The organism is uncultured Flavobacterium sp. (assembly GCF_963975515.1).
Taxonomy (GTDB): Bacteria; Bacteroidota; Bacteroidia; order Flavobacteriales; family Flavobacteriaceae; genus Flavobacterium.
Genome location: NZ_CAXBGY010000015.1, coordinates 14777 through 32003 on the forward strand (window position 1 = coordinate 14777; position 17227 = coordinate 32003).

At 29.5% G+C, this 17227-nt stretch carries 17 protein-coding genes; 10 read left to right on the forward strand and 7 right to left on the reverse strand.

The window, feature by feature from the left end; genetic code table 11:
* Nucleotide 1: 1 nt before the first annotated feature.
* From AAC008_RS13615 to AAC008_RS13635, 5 genes are read left to right on the forward strand one after another with little or no spacing between them, the layout of a single operon-like run.
* Nucleotides 2-943 carry a glycosyltransferase family 2 protein gene (locus AAC008_RS13615; protein WP_339889935.1) on the forward strand — a complete coding sequence of 314 codons (942 nt, stop codon included), beginning with the start codon at nt 2-4 and terminating at the stop codon, nt 941-943.
* Nucleotides 944-946: 3 nt separating this feature from the next.
* Nucleotides 947-2674 carry a phospho-sugar mutase gene (locus AAC008_RS13620; RefSeq protein ID WP_339889937.1) on the forward strand — a complete coding sequence of 576 codons (1728 nt, stop codon included), beginning with the start codon at nt 947-949 and terminating at the stop codon, nt 2672-2674.
* Between the two features lie 4 nt (nt 2675-2678).
* Complete coding sequence (locus tag AAC008_RS13625) at nt 2679-4508, forward strand: ABC transporter ATP-binding protein (protein ID WP_339889939.1); 1830 nt, start codon at nt 2679-2681, stop codon at nt 4506-4508.
* An 8-nt stretch (nt 4509-4516) separates the two neighbouring features.
* The gene (locus tag AAC008_RS13630; protein ID WP_339889941.1) at nt 4517-4696 is read left to right on the forward strand and encodes a hypothetical protein; all 180 of its coding nucleotides are present in this window, start codon (nt 4517-4519) and stop codon (nt 4694-4696) included.
* A gap of 1 nt (nt 4697) precedes the next feature.
* Nucleotides 4698-5399: a hypothetical protein gene (locus AAC008_RS13635; protein WP_339889943.1), complete on the forward strand. Its 702-nt coding sequence runs from the start codon at nt 4698-4700 to the stop codon at nt 5397-5399.
* A gap of 9 nt (nt 5400-5408) precedes the next feature.
* On the opposite strand, the gene AAC008_RS13640 is transcribed toward AAC008_RS13635, so the two are convergent.
* From AAC008_RS13640 to AAC008_RS13655, 4 genes are read right to left on the reverse strand one after another with little or no spacing between them, the layout of a single operon-like run.
* Entirely contained in the window at nt 5409-6044 is a 636-nt protein-coding gene (locus AAC008_RS13640) for a hypothetical protein (RefSeq protein ID WP_339889944.1), read from the reverse strand.
* A 60-nt stretch (nt 6045-6104) separates the two neighbouring features.
* Nucleotides 6105-6827, reverse strand: a complete 723-nt coding sequence (locus tag AAC008_RS13645; protein WP_339889946.1) for a hypothetical protein — start codon at nt 6825-6827, stop codon at nt 6105-6107.
* A gap of 40 nt (nt 6828-6867) precedes the next feature.
* On the reverse strand, nt 6868-9321 hold the full coding sequence (locus AAC008_RS13650) for a carboxypeptidase-like regulatory domain-containing protein (RefSeq protein ID WP_339889947.1): 2454 nt from the start codon (nt 9319-9321) through the stop codon (nt 6868-6870).
* Between the two features lie 10 nt (nt 9322-9331).
* Entirely contained in the window at nt 9332-11017 is a 1686-nt protein-coding gene (locus AAC008_RS13655; protein ID WP_339889949.1) for a M23 family metallopeptidase, read from the reverse strand.
* Nucleotides 11018-11181: 164 nt separating this feature from the next.
* Between AAC008_RS13655 and AAC008_RS13660 the strand changes: the two genes are divergently transcribed.
* From AAC008_RS13660 to rny, 3 genes are all read left to right on the forward strand, one after another.
* Nucleotides 11182-11472, forward strand: coding sequence for a hypothetical protein (locus tag AAC008_RS13660; protein WP_339889950.1), 291 nt, complete (start codon nt 11182-11184; stop codon nt 11470-11472).
* A 6-nt stretch (nt 11473-11478) separates the two neighbouring features.
* Nucleotides 11479-11772, forward strand: coding sequence for a cell division protein ZapA (locus AAC008_RS13665; RefSeq protein WP_026716946.1), 294 nt, complete (start codon nt 11479-11481; stop codon nt 11770-11772).
* A gap of 210 nt (nt 11773-11982) precedes the next feature.
* Nucleotides 11983-13548, forward strand: a complete 1566-nt coding sequence (gene rny / locus AAC008_RS13670; RefSeq protein WP_339889951.1) for a ribonuclease Y — start codon at nt 11983-11985, stop codon at nt 13546-13548.
* A gap of 160 nt (nt 13549-13708) precedes the next feature.
* Here the strand turns inward: rny and AAC008_RS13675 are convergent, their stop codons facing one another.
* From AAC008_RS13675 to AAC008_RS13685, 3 genes are all read right to left on the reverse strand, one after another.
* Nucleotides 13709-14608, reverse strand: coding sequence for a site-specific tyrosine recombinase (locus AAC008_RS13675; RefSeq protein ID WP_339889952.1), 900 nt, complete (start codon nt 14606-14608; stop codon nt 13709-13711).
* Between the two features lie 77 nt (nt 14609-14685).
* Nucleotides 14686-15309 (reverse strand): porin family protein, encoded by a 624-nt coding sequence (locus AAC008_RS13680; RefSeq protein ID WP_339889953.1) that lies wholly within the window; start codon nt 15307-15309, stop codon nt 14686-14688.
* Nucleotides 15310-15374: 65 nt separating this feature from the next.
* The gene (locus AAC008_RS13685) at nt 15375-16019 is read right to left on the reverse strand and encodes a porin family protein (protein ID WP_339889954.1); all 645 of its coding nucleotides are present in this window, start codon (nt 16017-16019) and stop codon (nt 15375-15377) included.
* A gap of 141 nt (nt 16020-16160) precedes the next feature.
* Here AAC008_RS13685 and AAC008_RS13690 point away from each other — a divergent pair, with 141 nt between their 5' ends.
* Together AAC008_RS13690 and AAC008_RS13695 are read left to right on the forward strand one after the other, a co-directional pair.
* Nucleotides 16161-16706 carry a porin family protein gene (locus AAC008_RS13690; protein WP_339889955.1) on the forward strand — a complete coding sequence of 182 codons (546 nt, stop codon included), beginning with the start codon at nt 16161-16163 and terminating at the stop codon, nt 16704-16706.
* Nucleotides 16707-16783: 77 nt separating this feature from the next.
* On the forward strand, nt 16784-17197 hold the full coding sequence (locus tag AAC008_RS13695) for a type II 3-dehydroquinate dehydratase (protein WP_339889957.1): 414 nt from the start codon (nt 16784-16786) through the stop codon (nt 17195-17197).
* Nucleotides 17198-17227 lie beyond the last annotated feature (30 nt).

Below are 17227 nucleotides of genomic sequence, written 5' to 3' on the forward strand. Positions count from 1 at the left end.
AATGAATTTATCCATAATAATTCCTTTATTAAACGAACAGGAATCCTTACCAGAGTTACATCAATGGATTGTGAGTGTTATGCATGCGAATAATTTTTCGTATGAAGTGCTCTTTATAGATGATGGAAGTACTGATAACTCATGGCAAACAATCGAGCAACTTTCTAAAAAAGATGAAAACGTAAAAGGAATTCGCTTTTTAAGAAATTATGGAAAAAGTCAGGCTTTACATGCTGGATTTGCAAGAGCTAAAGGTGATGTAATCATTACTATGGATGCAGATTTACAAGATAGTCCAGATGAGATTCCTGAATTATACAATTTAATTATCGAAGAAAACTATGATTTAGTTTCGGGTTGGAAGAAAAAAAGATACGATTCAGTTGTATTCAAAAATATTCCATCTAAACTTTTCAATTGGGCTGCACGAAAAACTTCTGGTGTAAAATTGCACGATTTTAATTGTGGTTTAAAAGCTTATAAAAATAACGTTGTAAAAAACATCGAAGTATCTGGTGAAATGCACCGTTATATTCCAGTTCTAGCAAAGAATGCTGGTTTTGGAAAAATTGGTGAAAAAATAGTAATTCATCAAGCAAGAAAATATGGTAATTCAAAATTTGGAATGAGCCGTTTTGTAAATGGTTTTCTTGATTTAATTACGATTTGGTTCATTTCAAAATTTGGAAAACGACCAATGCATCTTTTTGGGTTATTAGGAACAATAATGTTTTTAATCGGATTTTGTTTAGCGCTTTATTTAGGAATAGATAAAATGTTTATTCATAAAACAAGCAGATTAATTACAAATCGACCACAATTTTACATTGCTCTAACAGCTATGATTATAGGAACTCAATTATTTTTAGCAGGATTTCTTGGTGAAATAATTTTGAGAACAAAAAACAACGAAGAACGTTATAAGATTTCAGAAAACATATAGAATATGCATATCAAACAGAACATATTAGATAAAGTAAATATTTGGTTAACTCCAACCTTTGACCATAAAACTCAAGAAGAGATTAAAGAAATGATGACTTCTTCTCCAGCTGAATTGGAAGATAGTTTTTATAAAAATCTTGAATTTGGAACTGGTGGAATGAGAGGAATAATGGGTCCAGGAACCAACCGAATCAACAAATATACGCTAGGAAAAAATACACAAGGAATATCTGATTATTTAAAAACATCGTTTCCTGATGAAAAATTAAAAATTGTCATTGCTTACGATTGTCGTCATAACAGTGACACTTTAGCGAAAGTTGTGGCTGATGTTTTTTCGGCCAATGGAATACACGTTTATTTGTTTTCGGAAATGCGTCCAACTCCAGAATTATCTTTTGCTCTAAAGTATTTAAATTGTCATGCTGGAATTGTTTTAACGGCTTCACATAATCCACCAGAATACAATGGATACAAAGTATATTGGCAAGATGGTGGTCAATTGGTTCCACCACAAGATGGAGAAATCATCAATATAATCGAGAATCTTAAATACAGTAGTATTAAATTTGAAGCTAATGAAAGCTTAATTGAATATATAGACAAAGATGTTGATGAAGCCTTTGTAAAATCAACTGTTGAAAACGCAAGTTTCAATACACCACAAACTGCAAAAGATAACTTAAAAATAGTTTACACTTCATTACACGGAACTTCAATCAAATCAGTTCCAGCTGTTTTGGCAAAAGCGGGTTATAATGATGTAAATATTGTTCCTGAACAAGAAGTTCCAGACGGAAATTTCCCAACAGTAAAGTCTCCAAATCCAGAAGAACCAGAAGCTTTAGCTATGGCAACTGCTTTAGCTGAAAAAATAAATGCCGACATAGTTGTTGGAACTGATCCAGATAGCGACCGAGTTGGTGTTGCTGTTAGAGATTTAGATGGAAAAATGATTTTACTAAACGGTAATCAAACCATGGTGGTAATGACTGCTTTTTTGTTAGAAAAATGGAAACAAGCTGACAAGATTACAGGCAAACAGTTCATTGGCTCAACTATTGTATCCACTCCAATGATGTTAGATTTAGCTTCCGCTTATGGAGTTGAATGTAAAGTTGGACTAACAGGTTTCAAATGGATTGCAAAATTCATTAAAGATTTTCCAAACCAAGAATTTATTGGTGGTGGAGAAGAAAGTTTTGGCTATATGGTTGGTGATGCAGTTAGAGATAAAGATGCTGTTTCTGCTATTTTATTAGTTTGTGAAATTGCTGCAATTGCAAAAGCAAACGGAAGTAGTTTATATAAAGAATTATTAAACTTATATGTTGACTTTGCTTTTTATAAAGAACATTTAATTTCAATTACGAAAAAAGGAATTGAAGGTGCAAATGAAATTAAGCAAATGATGATTAACTTGCGCGATAATCCAATGCAAGAAATAAATGAACAAAGAGTTGTAATGATTGAAGATTATCAAAACAGTACAGCTAAAAACATGTTTACAGGTGAAGTTGAAGCTTTGGACATTCCTAAATCAAATGTATTAATTTACTATTTAGAAGATGGAAGCAAAATTTGTGCAAGACCAAGTGGAACAGAACCAAAAATTAAATTCTATTTTAGTGTAAACGATACTTTGGACAGTATTGAAAATGCTAAAGAAGTAGAAAAAGAATTAGATACCAAAATAAAAAACATTATTGCTTCAATGCAATTAAACTAATTGAATGAAAAAGATAATTCAAAAATTAAGACCTTATTTAAAACCATTTAGAAATCATATTGGTTGGAATATCTTCTACAATATTTTATATGCCCTATTTAGCACATTATCTTACGTAACGTTGTTACCAATGATGAATGTGTTATTTGACACAACTAAAAAAGTAACTACAAAACCCGTATACATAGATATCTTTCATCTTAAAGATTACTTGGAAAATCTAATGTATTACAATGTAACAATGTTCAATGAAGGTGGAACGCCTCAAAAAGCATTACTTTTAGTGGTTTCTATCGTAATTATTACTTTTTTACTTAAGAACATTGCTGGTTACTTAGCTTCATTTCACATGATGCATTTACGCAATGGAGTTACAGCAAAATTAAGAAATGTAATGTATAATAAAGTTATCAGTCTACCCGTTTCATTCTATTCTGAAAAAAGAAAAGGTGATGTAATGGCAAGAATGCTTGGTGATGTTGGTGAAGTTCAAAATTCATTTTTTATGTTATTAGAACTTATCATTAAAGAGCCATTCACAATTATATTTTCAATTGCAATGATGTTTATTTATAGCTGGCAATTAACTCTTTTTGTTTTCATATTTATTCCGATTTCTGGCTTCATAATTTCTAAAATTGGTAAGAATTTAAAATCACAATCGCTTCAGGCACAAAATGAAGGTGGTTATATGATTTCATTAGTTGAAGAAACATTAACAGGCTTAAAAGTCGTAAAAAGCTATAATGCTGAGCCAACTTTCAAAAATAAATTTGGAAGCTCTATTGATCGTTTATTAAGTCTTTCTAATAAAATTGGTAAGAAAAATAATTTAGCTGGACCTTTAAGTGAAGTAATGGGAATTATAACTATAGCTATTTTATTATACTATGGAGGAAGTTTGGTATTAGTTGATAAATCTCTTGATGGTGCTATATTTTTAGTTTTTATGGGATTAGCCTATAATATATTAACTCCTGCAAAAGCCATTTCAAAAGCATCTTATGCCGTAAAAAATGGTATTGCTGCCGCGGATCGTGTATTTGAAATTTTGGAACAAGAAAATACGGTTGACACTAAAGAAAATGCAGTTGTAAAAAACACTTTTGATGATAAAGTAACCATTGAAAACATAAACTTTAGATATGGTGATGAAAATGTATTGAAAAACTTTTCAATTACTGTTCCTAAAGGAAAGACCGTTGCTCTTGTTGGGCAATCTGGTTCTGGGAAAAGTACAATTGCCAATTTGTTAACACGTTTCTATGATGTTCAAGAAGGTGCTGTAAAAATTGACGGTGTAGACATTAAAGACATGAACATTCATTCCTTAAGAGGTTTGATGGGATTAGTTACTCAAGATTCTATTCTTTTTAACGATACAATAAAAAACAACATACTTATTGGAAAACCTGATGCAACTGATGAAGAAATTATTGATGCACTTAAAGTAGCTAATGCTTTTGAGTTTGTAAATGATTTACCAGCAGGAATTGAAACAAATATTGGTGATGCTGGTGGAAAATTATCTGGTGGTCAAAAACAACGTTTATCTATTGCTAGAGCTGTTTTGAAAAATCCTCCAATTATGATTTTGGATGAAGCTACTTCTGCTTTAGATACAGAAAGTGAAAAATTTGTACAGGTTGCTTTAGAAAACATGATGCAAAACAGAACATCTATTGTAATTGCACATAGATTATCTACGATTCAAAAAGCAGATAACATTATTGTAATGCAAAAAGGTGAAATTGTAGAACAAGGAACTCACGCAGAATTAATGGCAAAAGATGGTATGTATTCTAAACTGGTTTTGATGCAGAGTTTTGAATAAAAAAGTCTATGAAAAGAGAATATATAGGTTTAATTTTTATGTTAGCAACTGCAATTATTTTAATTAGTGCAAGCTATATTTTTGAACAAACAAAAATAGACGATGTTGTAAACAAGTTTATAATTATATGGCTTTTAATAGCTTATAATGTAGGTCAATATTCCATGAAATTTCCGAAACGATTTTAAAATGTATAAAGAAAATCCAAATATTATTTTACCAGACGATGACAATATTATCGTCTGGAAATATTTAGATTTATCTAAGTTTTTAGAAATGTTATTATCTAATCGCTTGTTTATGTCTCGTTCAGATAAATTTGAAGATCAATACGAAGGCACATTTTCTGAACCCACTTATGAAGAGATAAAGAAAATTGCAGCCAACAATCCCAAATTTTTAAACTACTATAAAAAACATCGTGAAAAAGTTGTGATTAGCAGTTGGCATATCAATGAATACGAGTCATTTGCTATGTGGCAAATTTTCACCAAAAACAATGAAGGTTTAGCGATTCAATCTACAATTGGAAGACTAAAAAAAGCTTTGGCAACAGAACGAAAAACAATACAACACATAGGACAAGTAAACTATATAGATTACAAAAAAGAACTTATTCCTTTTGACGATTCTTTTTTTCCTTTTTTGTTTAAGCGAAAAAGTTTTCAGTATGAAAGAGAAGTTCGAATTATTTCTGATGTAAGCTTAGATAATTTAAAAATAAATGAAGGTTTAAAAATTGATGTCAATATCGATCAATTAATTGAACGCATTTATATTCATCCCAAAAGTGAAAATTGGTATAAAAATTTAGTTATCGAATTAGTAGAAAAACTAGATTTTGATTTTACAATTGAAAAATCGGATTTGGAGAGTGATATTCTGATTTAACAAACAAATTTAATCAGTATTAATAAATGTATTTTCGTCTTTTAACAGCTTAAAAATACTATCCATATTATATTCTGATTTATAAGAATAATAATTACCTATAGAATCAATCAACACAAAACTACCACATGGATAATGTAATGGAAAAAATGCCTTTTCAATTATCGAATCCTTATCTTTAATCCAACTTGTTTTTAAGTATCGTTCTGTTCCTTCTGAAGATTTACAAACGAAAAACTGTTTAGCCTTTTTATTTTTTCTTATTTTTCTTAGATAATCTCTATACCGATCTATAGTCATATCTCTTTTTCCAAATGAATTACAAGCGTCTTTACCAGGATAATAATTTATTACAATAAACTCATTTTCTGAAAAATAATTAACTTCAGTAGATAAACTCAATTTTATTGAATCTAATAAATCAGATGAAATTTTTCCTTTTTTCTCTCTTTGAACATTTATATTTGCAAAAACAGAATCAATTTCAGTTTCATACTTTAGGTATAAATAACCTTCAGTAAAATGGTTTTTATTAAATTCTTCTTTGGATATTACTTCCAAATCCTCATTGACATAAATATCATTTTTTTGCCCAAATGAAAACAAAAAAGTTGAAAAAAAGAAAATAGAAATAAAAAACTTCATTAAATATTTGTTTGAAGAAGTAAAGTTACTGAACACTAATCACTGAACACTGCCAACTTCCTAAATAGGCATATATTCTTCAACCTTCCAATCTTTATCTAAAAGATTTATATAATGGTAGTGCACTTTATCATTTTTATCAAAAGCACCGTTTTTATTGATATCTTCAATACATCTAAAATACAAACGATTTTGAGCTTCAATGATATTCCAATCCATGACTTCACTAAGATCTTCTGATAATTTCTTAAAATTTGAACCATCAATTGAACTTATTGCTAAAGATTTAATGTCATTTTGATTAACGTTTCCGTCTTTGTTGGTATCATTGTCTACAAAACTATATACTAAAATCTGTTTTTTAGTTTTTTCGGCAAAGGTGTTTAAGAAGGTAACAGTTTGAATTTGAATTCTATCTGTAGTTAAAGTTCTAACTTCAGTAGAATCAATATTTTGAAATTTTAAGTTTGTAAAATAACCCGTCAATTCAAAACGATTATAATTTGATATAGCATAACTAACCTGATTGGTTTTGCTTGAACCATAAACGCTTTTATAATCATCATACACACGAACATCACCAATTGGATGAATCAAATATTTTGTTCCTTCCATTAAAATCGGCAAATCGGCAATTTTTATAGAAGATGAATCTACTTTAACTGTAGTTTCAATTTTAGATTTAGAATCTTCGTATTTTACTTTAGGTGTAATTTGTTCTTTTTTGCAGCTTACTAAAGAAAGTATAGCTAATCCTAAAATATATTTTAAAAGTGTTTGCATAGTCAAAAAGTTATGTTCAAATATACTAATTTTCTAGTATTTATAAACGTGCGGTAAGTTTTATATTAAAAACTCTTGTTGTCATGTAATTTGGAATTCCATATTGACTTTTGGTATATACATCTCTAACCCAAGTATTCGTAATAGCATTTTGGTTGTTAAACATATTAAAGATTTCAAAACCAAGGGCAAATTCCTGAAAAGGTTTTAACCATTGTTTTTGCGATTTGATTGATTCGTCTTTAAATACATAAGAAAATCCTGCATCGGCTCTTCTGTAGTCTTTTAAACGCAATTGGTAATCATAAGGATCTGCATAAGCAGGAGAACCACCTGGTAAACCAGTGTTATATACTAAATTCAAATAGATTTTTAAACTCGGAATATTAGGCATATAATCTTGAAATAAAACAGCAAATTTTAATCTTTGGTCTGTTGGACGAGCAATATTTCCTCTTCCATTTTGATTTTCTTCTGTTTTTAAATAGCCAAATGTAAACCACGATTCGGTTCCTGGAACAAATTCCCCGTTTAGTCTTGCGTCAAATCCGTAAGCATAAGCTGTTGCATCATTGTTGGCCCTGTATCGAATTCTAACGTTATCAATCGTATAAGTATTTACATTTTTAAAATCTTTGTAATATGCTTCTGAAAGCAATTTAAAGCCTCTTCCCCACATTTTGAAACTATAATCATTACTCAATACAAAGTGAATCGATTGCTGTGCTTTTACATCTTTTTGCACAACTCCATCATAATCTCTTAATTCTCTATAAAATGGTGGTTGATTATAAACTCCAACTGCTGCTCTAAACAACATATCTTTTTCCCAATAAGGTTTAAAAGCAAACTGTACTCTTGGAGCAAAAACAATTTGACTTTTACCACTTTCATTATCATCGTTTACTTGCCATTGATGAAAACGAACTCCTGTATTTAGCCAATATTCTCCTTTTTCCCATTTACCACCATAATTCCATTGACCGTAACCAGAAACTCTATTTATTGTTGTATAATTTGTAGCTCTTACATATTGATAAGGTGCTAATGGATATTCATTGGGTTCATAAGGTTGATTATTGGTATAGCCTAAAAGCGGATTTGGTAATGAAAATCCAGCTGAATCAATAACTTCCCATTCTACTACTCTATCTCTTATGTCTTCTCTTGTGTATTTGAAACCCCATTCGATTTCGCTTTTCGATTTCAATTTATGAAAACCTTTTACTTCTGCATTCACAATTAGTGCATCTAAATCATTTCTTGCATGATTTAATTGAGAACCAATTCCACGTGTAAACTGGACATCACCAAAAGTTTCAGAACCAATATTGGTATCAACTTCTCCTAATCTGTATTGGGCTAGAATATCAAAATGCTCTTGTTCTTGTGTATGATAAGTTGAAGCAATAAATTTCAACTTATTATTTTCGTTGTATTCATAAACTGATTTTACAGCTCCAAAAACCGTTAAATATTCATCTTTTTCTTGACCATCATAAAGTACTTGCACACCAATTGGTTCGCTAATTGTACCAAAGTTTGTTTGCCTAAATAAAGGTTGATAGTTGTATTTATTTTGAGCAACATTGCCTAAAAAGCTCCATTGCCATTTGGTTGAAGCATTGTAATTCAAAAACGTTTGAATATCTGTAAAAGAAGGTTTATAATTGGTTTCTGTATCTTGACTATTTACTAAAAGACTGTTATTTCTATAACGAACACCAGTAACATTGCTCCATTTTTGATTTTTTGAAACACCTTCAACAGAAGCATTTACGCCTAACAAACTAGCATCTATTGAAGCACCAAACTGGTTTGGATTTTTGTATGTGATGTCTAAAACTGAAGCCATTTTATCTCCATATTTAGCTTGAAATCCACCCGCAGAAAAATCTACATTTTGAACCATGTCTGTATTGGTAAAACTCAAGCCTTCTTGTTGCCCTGAACGAATTAAAAATGGTCTATAGACTTCAATTTCATTTACATAAACTAAATTTTCATCATAGTTTCCACCACGAACAGCATAAGATGTACTTAATTCGTTGTTAGAATAAACTCCAGGTAATGTTTTTATAATATTTTCAATTCCAGGATTTGCACCAGGAATTTTTCTAATCACAACAGGATCAATTGCTGTTAGACCTTCAATTCGTTTTTTATTGGTAGCCGTCACAACAATAACATCAGATTCATTTACATAAACAATCATTACTGGATTTAACTCAAAATCTTCATTAGGTTTTAAAATTAAATCTTTTACTGTAGTTTTTTTATAGGAAATATGCGAAAAAACCAAAGTTATTTTTTGATTAGCTGGAACTTGAAGTATGTAAAAACCTGTAGCATCAGTTGTTGTTCCAATATCGTTTACTTTTATGGTTACATTTTCAACAGGTTCATTAAATTCGTTTAAAATCACCCCTTTTATTTGGGCCGTTTGTGCAAAAGTTGCTGTGCAAATAAAAATTAAAAAAAGTATATATTTCAAAGGATTAAGTTTAATTGTTCTTATAAAAATAGCTTTCAAAGGTAGTAGAATTATTCATTTCATCAGTAACAACTACTTTAAAATCGTTCTTTCCTTTAACGTAAATGTTATCAGATAAAGTATGTACCAACTTTTTTGTTTTGTAATCATACTCCATAAGAATCCAATTTCCGTTTAAATAAGCTTTGTAGGAATCAATTCCCGATAAATCATCTGAAATTTTAGCCGTAATTGTTGTGTATGCATCTATAGTTTTTCCTTCTGAGAAATCTACAGCATAAATTCTAGGAGCAATTGTGTCTTGCACTACTTTATAATTTCCAAGTTTTTTGACTTTAGCATTTATTTTATCTCCTTTCACATACGATTTAATATAGTCTATATCTTTACCGTCTAGATAAGCTATAAAACTTTTGTTTTTTAAGGTTTCATCTAATTTAGAAATATCAAATGAAATGTTGAAACTATTTTTTATAGGAATTTCATCTTCATGTAGAAACAAAGTATCTTCTTTAACACTCAATTTCATTTTAAAATCTTCGTAAAAAGTATTTGCACCAAAATTTATTGTCCATTTTTCTTCTTCAAAAAGATATTCATTTTTGGCTTTTATTTTTTTACTTGATGTAGTAGTTTCACCTGGTTTAGATTCTGACTTTTTATAAACAACAGGAATCTCAATTATAGAAGTGTTTTTAGAAAAGTCTTCTACAATTATTTTATAAGTGTATGAAGATGCTGGCTGTACTTTTAAAATTCCATTTCTTTTATTCTGATTTACTATTGATAAAGGATAATCATTATCAATAAACATTCTTTGAAAACGTTGTCCCATGTTTTTATATCTATAATAATCTATAAAATAATTAATATGTTTAGATTCATCGAAAGAAAAAGTATCAAATTTATAGGAGAAATAAGGAACACCATTCACAAAGGTTGAAACTTTATAAATTCCGTTTTTGTTATAAGGATTTGTTATGTTATCAAAAACATTTATACTAAAGCCAATAGCACCATTGGAAGAAATTTTATTGGTTACATAATTTCCTTCATTATTAATTGACAAAGGAATTGTTTGGGTTAAATATTCATTATTAATAGCAATAGTGTCATTTAACGGGTAAACCATTATGCTATTAACTTTCGGCCTGTATTTATCAATAACTAATTTATCATAGCCAAAAAGTAACGGATTGATAATCATTTCTGTTTTGGTGTCTCTTATTTCAAAATGCAAATGTGGACCACCACTTCCTCCACTATTTCCAGACAAGGCAATAACTTCACCTTGCTTTACAGGTAATTCTGAAGGTTTTAAAAATATTTCTATTTCAAATGCTTTTTCATCATAGTGTCTTTTATGAATTAGGTCTTCGATTTTTCCACTAGCACTTTGTAGATGTCCGTAAACCGAAGTAAAACCATTTGGGTGTGTTACATAAATTGCTTTTCCATAACCCCAAGTTGAAATTTTTATTCTAGAAATATAACCATCTGCAACGGCATAGACAGGTAAACCTTCTACCCCTTTTGTTTTTAAATCTAAACCCGTATGAAAATGATTGCTTCGTAATTCTCCAAATGCACCAGAAACATCTAAAGGAATATCTAAAGGAGAAATAAAATAATCCTTAGGATAATCTTGTCCAAAACTTAAAGAAGTGATAAAAAAAAGAAGAAAAAGGTGTTTCATTTAAGCGGATTTTACATTTAAAAAACTAAAATTAAATAATTAAGTACTTATAAAACAAGTAAAACAAAAAAAATAAGCATTTAGTATATAAAAAAAAATAAAAAGTGTTGTTATTTAAATTTCAAATCTTAACTTTGTAATTATTGTACTGAAATAAATGTTTTATGAGCGGATTAACTGAATTGATTGATTCTCTTGAAGTTAAATTTTCAAAAATGCACCACAAGATGGATACTTTGGAAAAGAAAAATCAAGAATTATCTGATGAATTGATAAAATTCAAGGATAACAACAAAAAACAGTTAAAAACGATTGGTGATTTACAAAACCAACTAGAGAGCTTAAAGACAGTCAATGCAATATTAGGTAGTGATGAAAACAAAAGAGAAACGAAACTCAAAATAAATTCTTTAATTAGAGAAATTGATTATTGTATAGCACAACTTTCGGAATAGAAAGAAATGGAAGATAAACTAAAAATTAAAATATCAATTGCAGACCGAGTTTATCCATTAACAGTGGAACATTCGCAAGAAGAAGGGCTAAGAAGTGCTTCTAAAAAGATTGATGTTATTATAAAACAGTTTGAACAAAACTATGCAGTAAGAGATAAGCAAGATGTTTTAGCCATGTGTGCTTTACAATTTGCCTCACAAGTAGAACAAAAGCAGTTGAACAAGTCGCAAGACAATGATGAAGCTTATGAAAGACTACAAAAATTAGACGATAAACTGAGTCGAATTCTTTCGAAATAATACGTTCTTACATAACAATACTACCTACATTAGTATCAATTTGGTAAACTCAACAATCACAAATTAAAATGGGTGAATTATTGCAACTAAAGAACGCCATGCTATCTATAGCAAGGAACCTTGAAAGGCAAACTAACTCAAAACTTGTATAACTGGAGTTTATGCAATCATCTAATGTAGGTTTTTTTTATATAATTTTTTAATCAAATCATGGATAACATACTAATAATAATCATTGGAGTCGTAGTTGGAATAGCCTTAGGTTTTGGAATAGCTAAGCTTTTAGAAAAAAGCAATGTTTCAAATCTTATTAAAAATGCCAAAAAAGAAGCTACCTCTATACTAAAAGAAGCAAAAGCAGAAGGAGAATCAATTAAAAAAGACAAACTACTTCAAGCTAAAGAAAAATTTTTAGAATTAAAATCAGAACACGAAAAAGAGATTTTATCAAAAGATAAAAAATTGGGTGAAGCTGAAAAAAGAACTAGAGACAAAGAATCTCAAATTTCTAGTGAATTAGCTAAAACTAAAAAGATAAACGAAGAAGTAGAAGCTAAAATAACCGACTACAACACAAGACTTGATTTCTTAGATAAGAAACAAATTGATGTAGAAAAAATGCATAAATCGCAAATTGAACAACTTGAAGTAATTTCAGGTTTATCTGCCGATGATGCAAAAAGTCAATTAGTTGAAAGCTTAAAAGCTGAAGCTAAAACTAATGCAATGGCTCACATTCAAGAGACCATCGAAGAAGCTAAACTAACAGCTCAACAAGAAGCTAAAAAAATAATCATTAGCACAATTCAACGTGTAGGAACAGAAGAAGCAGTAGAAAACTGTGTATCTGTATTCAATATCGAATCTGATGATGTTAAGGGAAGAATTATTGGTCGTGAAGGTAGAAACATTAGAGCTATCGAAGCCGCAACTGGTGTAGAAATTATTGTTGATGATACTCCAGAAGCAATTATACTTTCTTGTTTTGACCCTGTTCGTAGAGAAATTGCTCGTTTAGCTTTACATAAATTAGTTACTGATGGAAGAATTCACCCCGCAAGAATTGAAGAAGTAGTAGCTAAAACTCAGAAACAAATTGAAGAAGAAATTATTGATATAGGAAAACGTACAGTAATCGATTTAGGAATTCATGGTTTACACCCAGAACTAATCAAAATCGTTGGACGTATGAAGTACCGTTCTTCTTATGGTCAAAACTTATTACAACACTCTAGAGAAGTTTCTAAACTTTGTGGAATTATGGCTGCTGAACTTGGCTTAAACGTTAAGCTAGCAAAAAGAGCAGGTTTATTACACGATATTGGAAAAGTGCCAGATACTGAAAGTGAATTACCTCACGCAATCTTAGGAATGCAATGGGCAGAAAAATATGGTGAAAAAGAAGAAGTTTGTAACGCTATTGGAGCTCACCATGATGAAATTGAAATGAAGTCATTAATTTCACCAATTATTCAAGTTTGTGATGCAATTTCTGGTGCAAGACCTGGTGCAAGAAGACAAGTTTTGGACTCTTATATCCAACGTTTAAAAGACCTAGAAGAAATAGCTTACGGATTTAATGGTGTAAAAAGTGCCTACGCAATCCAAGCCGGTAGAGAATTACGTGTAATTGTTGAAAGCGAAAAAGTTTCTGACGAATTAGCAGCAACTTTATCTTTTGAAATTTCACACAAAATTCAAACTGAAATGACTTATCCTGGTCAAGTAAAAATTACTGTAATTAGAGAAACTAGAGCTGTAAATATAGCTAAATAATCAGTTGGCAGTGTTCAGTGATTAGTAATCAGTTACTATAAATATAAAATCGCGTTAATTAATTTTAATGCGATTTTTTTTTGCTTGAATTATTCCAACAATGTATTCTTATTCAAAAACTACTATCTGCATTCTGAAATCTAATTACTTAACATGAACACTATTTCCTTGGATGAAACTGCGTTAGCACTTTTGCCAAATACTTTCTATCTAAATGCATATAAACTTCTGTAGTAGTTATTGATTCGTGACCTAGCATTAATTGGATGGAACGCAAATCTGCACCATTTTCTAACAAATGTGTGGCAAAAGAATGACGAAATGTATGTGGACTAATGGTTTTCTTTAAATTTATCTTTAAGGCTAAATCCTTAATGATTGTAAAAATCATAGCTCTAGTTAATTGTTTTCCTCTTCTATTTAAAAATAAAGTATCTTCATATCCTTTTTGAATATTTAAATGAGAACGGATTTGTTCTTTATAAAGTAGAATATACTTTTCCGTAGTTTTTCCAACAGGAACAAAGCGTTGTTTATTTCCTTTTCCAGTTACTTTTATAAAGCCTTCGTCAAAAAATAAATCAGAAATTTTGAGGTTTGTTAATTCAGAAACACGCAAACCACAACTGTATAAAGTCTCTAAAATTGCTCTGTTGCGTTCTCCTTCTGGAGTTGACAAATCGATTGCTGCAATTAGTTGATCAATTTCAATAGTTGAAAGTGTGTCTGGTAATTTTCTACCCGTTTTAGGAACCTCAATTAATTCTAAAGGATTGTCTTTTCTATAATCCTCAAACAATATATAGGTAAAAAAACTTTTTAAGCCTGAAATAGCTCGAGCTTGACTTCTAGCATTTACCAATGAAGAGATATGATAAATAAATTGCTGAATGGTTTCTTCTGTAATGTTAATAGGGTTTTGAGTAATTGAATTTGTTTCTAAGAACAGAACCAATTTTTCAATATCAAACGTATAATTTTGAATAGTATTAATAGATAAACCTCTCTCAAGTTTTAAATAATTTTGATATTCTTTGATATAAGACTTCCAGTTACTCATACCTCAAAAATACGAAAAATTAAGCATAAAAAAATCCCGAATTTAATCGGGATTCTCTATATATGTAATTTTTATTTTTACAATCTAAAACCTAATCCAAATTGTATAACAGAATTTTTAATATCATCTTCAGAACCAGTATCTCCTATTTGAACTAAACCGGCAGCGTATCTTGCATTAAAAAAAATAGCATCACTAAAGTCATAGTTAAAACCAAAATTTAATCCAAAATCATTAGATTTTAAAACTTCCATAACGTCTACTGATTCAGATTGCCCTTGAAATGTAACTTTAGCATCTGCATCAACTAAAAACCCAACATATGGACCAACTTCTAGTTGAAAATCTTTTGCAACATTATATTTAGCCATTACAGGAATATTTATATATTTCGTTTTAAAAGATATATCAATATTATTTCCTTCTAAAAGTAAATCACTTTTTGAACCTTGAGTAGAAAACAATACTTCTGGTTGAATATAAAATTTATCAGAAACCTTAAGTTCAACAAAAATACCACCATTAAAGCCAATTAGACTATTTGCATCTCCAGCGTCATCTCCAACAAAATTAGAAATATTTAATCCAGCCTTTATACCAATCGCAATATCATTTTTTGCTTTAGTTGATCCACTATCTTGAGCATTAACAGTGTGAACAAGTCCTAAAGCAACAACTATCAAATAAATTAGTTTTTTCATAATTAGTTTTTATAAAAAAATCCCGAAAATTAATTCGGGATTTTAATAATAATATATATTCTTTCTTAGTTGAATTTATATCCAACAGAAACTTGGAAACCAGCGTTGTTTATTTTAGCATCACTTCCATCAACATCGTTGATATCACCTAAACCTAAATTATATCTTGCACCAGCAAATACATTTTCTGTAAAGTCATAAGCTAAACCAAAGTTAAAACCAAAGTCAATACCTTTAAAACCATCCTTAACATCTTCATTAGCTGATTCAGATTCGTCAAAACCACCACCAGTTAAAGTGTAAGTAAAATCATTTTTAGCACTCATTAAAAAACCAATTTGAGGACCTGCTTCTAAACTAAATTTTTCTGAAACATAATATTTAGCCATTAAAGGAATATTAATGTAAGATAATTTTAATTTACTTTCATACTTTTCAGTATAAGTTTCTCCTCCAAAAGTTTCAGTACTTGATTCCTCATTTTTAGCACCTTGCATAGAATATACTAATTCTGGTTGAAAAGAAAATTTATCAGAAATTTTGAATTCAGCGAATACTCCAGCATGAGCACCAATTAAAGATTCAGCATCTTCAACATCACCAGTTAATGTAAAAACATTTAAACCAGCTTTAACTCCGAATTTCATGTCTTGTGCATTAACATTACCTAATGCAAATACTGCTACTGCAGCGAATAATAATTTTTTCATTTTGTTTAATTTAAAGTTATAATTCAAATATAAAAGATTATTTTCTTACAAAAAATAAAAAAAATAATACTTATTAACATTTTAGAGCAAGATATAAATATATATTTGCATATTAAAATACACTAACAAAATCAATAAAAAATGAAGAAATTAGCTTTTTTAGTCGTTACCTTATTAACAATTTCGCAAATTGCAAGTGCACAGTCAAATATCAGATTCGGTCTAAAAGCAGGTTTAAATTATGCGAATTTTACTAATTCAGAGATACAAACAGATGCAATTACTAATTATCATTTTGGAATATTAGCAGAAATTTCATTGTTTGATAATTTAGCTATTCAACCTGAATTATTATATTCAACTGTTGGAGCAAGTTATGATAATTTATCTGAGGAAATTAAAAATGAACTAGGCTATATTTCTATACCTGTAATGGCTAAATTCAACTTATCTGAAAACATGTTTTTAGAAGCTGGCCCACAAGGTTCTTTTCTATTAAGTAAAAAAGATGAAGTAAATATTGATAATTACAACACCTTTGATTTTTCTGTAAATGCTGGATTAGGTGTAAACCTTACAAAAAACTTATTTGTGTCAGCAAGATATAATTTAGGATTAACAGAAATTGCAAGAGACGCAGATGCTAAAAATTCTGTCTTTCAATTATCTGCTGGATTATTATTTTAACAAAAAAGTTCATAAATTTATATTAAACCATCTTTACCAAAGGATGGTTTTTATATTTTTACACAAAGCAAACAAATATGAATCTAATTATTATCAACGGACCAAACCTAAATTTATTAGGTAAACGCGAACCTGAAACATATGGTAATGAATCTTTTGAAGATTATTTTGACAAACTAAAATCAAAATATCCTCAAATTAATTTTACTTATTATCAAAGTAATATTGAAGGCAAACTAATTGATAAAATTCAGGAATTCGGTTTTTCTGCAGATGGAATCATTCTAAATGCTGGTGCTTATACGCATACTTCAATTGGAATTGGTGATGCCATAAAAGCTATAACTTCCCCAGTTATCGAAGTTCATATTTCAAATACATTCTCTAGAGAAACTTTTCGTCATCAATCTTTTATTTCACCAAACGCTAAAGGTGTTATTATTGGTTTTGGGTTAAAAAGTTATAATTTAGCTATAGAATCATTTTTATAATATCATTCATACAACCCTTTTAATTTTATT

Excerpts from the sequence above, each read along its gene's own strand:
- AAC008_RS13695 (WP_339889957.1), top strand. The coding sequence starts at position 16,784 with ATGAATCTAATTATTATCAACGGACCAAACCTAAATTTATTAGGTAAA.
- AAC008_RS13645 (WP_339889946.1), bottom strand. The coding sequence starts at position 6,827 with ATGCAAACACTTTTAAAATATATTTTAGGATTAGCTATACTTTCTTTA.
- AAC008_RS13635 (WP_339889943.1), top strand. The coding sequence starts at position 4,698 with ATGTATAAAGAAAATCCAAATATTATTTTACCAGACGATGACAATATT.
- AAC008_RS13620 (WP_339889937.1), top strand. The coding sequence starts at position 947 with ATGCATATCAAACAGAACATATTAGATAAAGTAAATATTTGGTTAACT.
- AAC008_RS13680 (WP_339889953.1), bottom strand. The coding sequence starts at position 15,309 with ATGAAAAAACTAATTTATTTGATAGTTGTTGCTTTAGGACTTGTTCAC.
- rny (WP_339889951.1), top strand. The coding sequence starts at position 11,983 with ATGGATAACATACTAATAATAATCATTGGAGTCGTAGTTGGAATAGCC.
- AAC008_RS13655 (WP_339889949.1), bottom strand. The coding sequence starts at position 11,017 with ATGAAACACCTTTTTCTTCTTTTTTTTATCACTTCTTTAAGTTTTGGA.
- AAC008_RS13665 (WP_026716946.1), top strand. The coding sequence starts at position 11,479 with ATGGAAGATAAACTAAAAATTAAAATATCAATTGCAGACCGAGTTTAT.
- AAC008_RS13630 (WP_339889941.1), top strand. The coding sequence starts at position 4,517 with ATGAAAAGAGAATATATAGGTTTAATTTTTATGTTAGCAACTGCAATT.
- AAC008_RS13660 (WP_339889950.1), top strand. The coding sequence starts at position 11,182 with ATGAGCGGATTAACTGAATTGATTGATTCTCTTGAAGTTAAATTTTCA.
- AAC008_RS13640 (WP_339889944.1), bottom strand. The coding sequence starts at position 6,044 with ATGAAGTTTTTTATTTCTATTTTCTTTTTTTCAACTTTTTTGTTTTCA.
- AAC008_RS13625 (WP_339889939.1), top strand. The coding sequence starts at position 2,679 with ATGAAAAAGATAATTCAAAAATTAAGACCTTATTTAAAACCATTTAGA.
- AAC008_RS13685 (WP_339889954.1), bottom strand. The coding sequence starts at position 16,019 with ATGAAAAAATTATTATTCGCTGCAGTAGCAGTATTTGCATTAGGTAAT.
- AAC008_RS13615 (WP_339889935.1), top strand. The coding sequence starts at position 2 with ATGAATTTATCCATAATAATTCCTTTATTAAACGAACAGGAATCCTTA.
- AAC008_RS13690 (WP_339889955.1), top strand. The coding sequence starts at position 16,161 with ATGAAGAAATTAGCTTTTTTAGTCGTTACCTTATTAACAATTTCGCAA.
- AAC008_RS13675 (WP_339889952.1), bottom strand. The coding sequence starts at position 14,608 with ATGAGTAACTGGAAGTCTTATATCAAAGAATATCAAAATTATTTAAAA.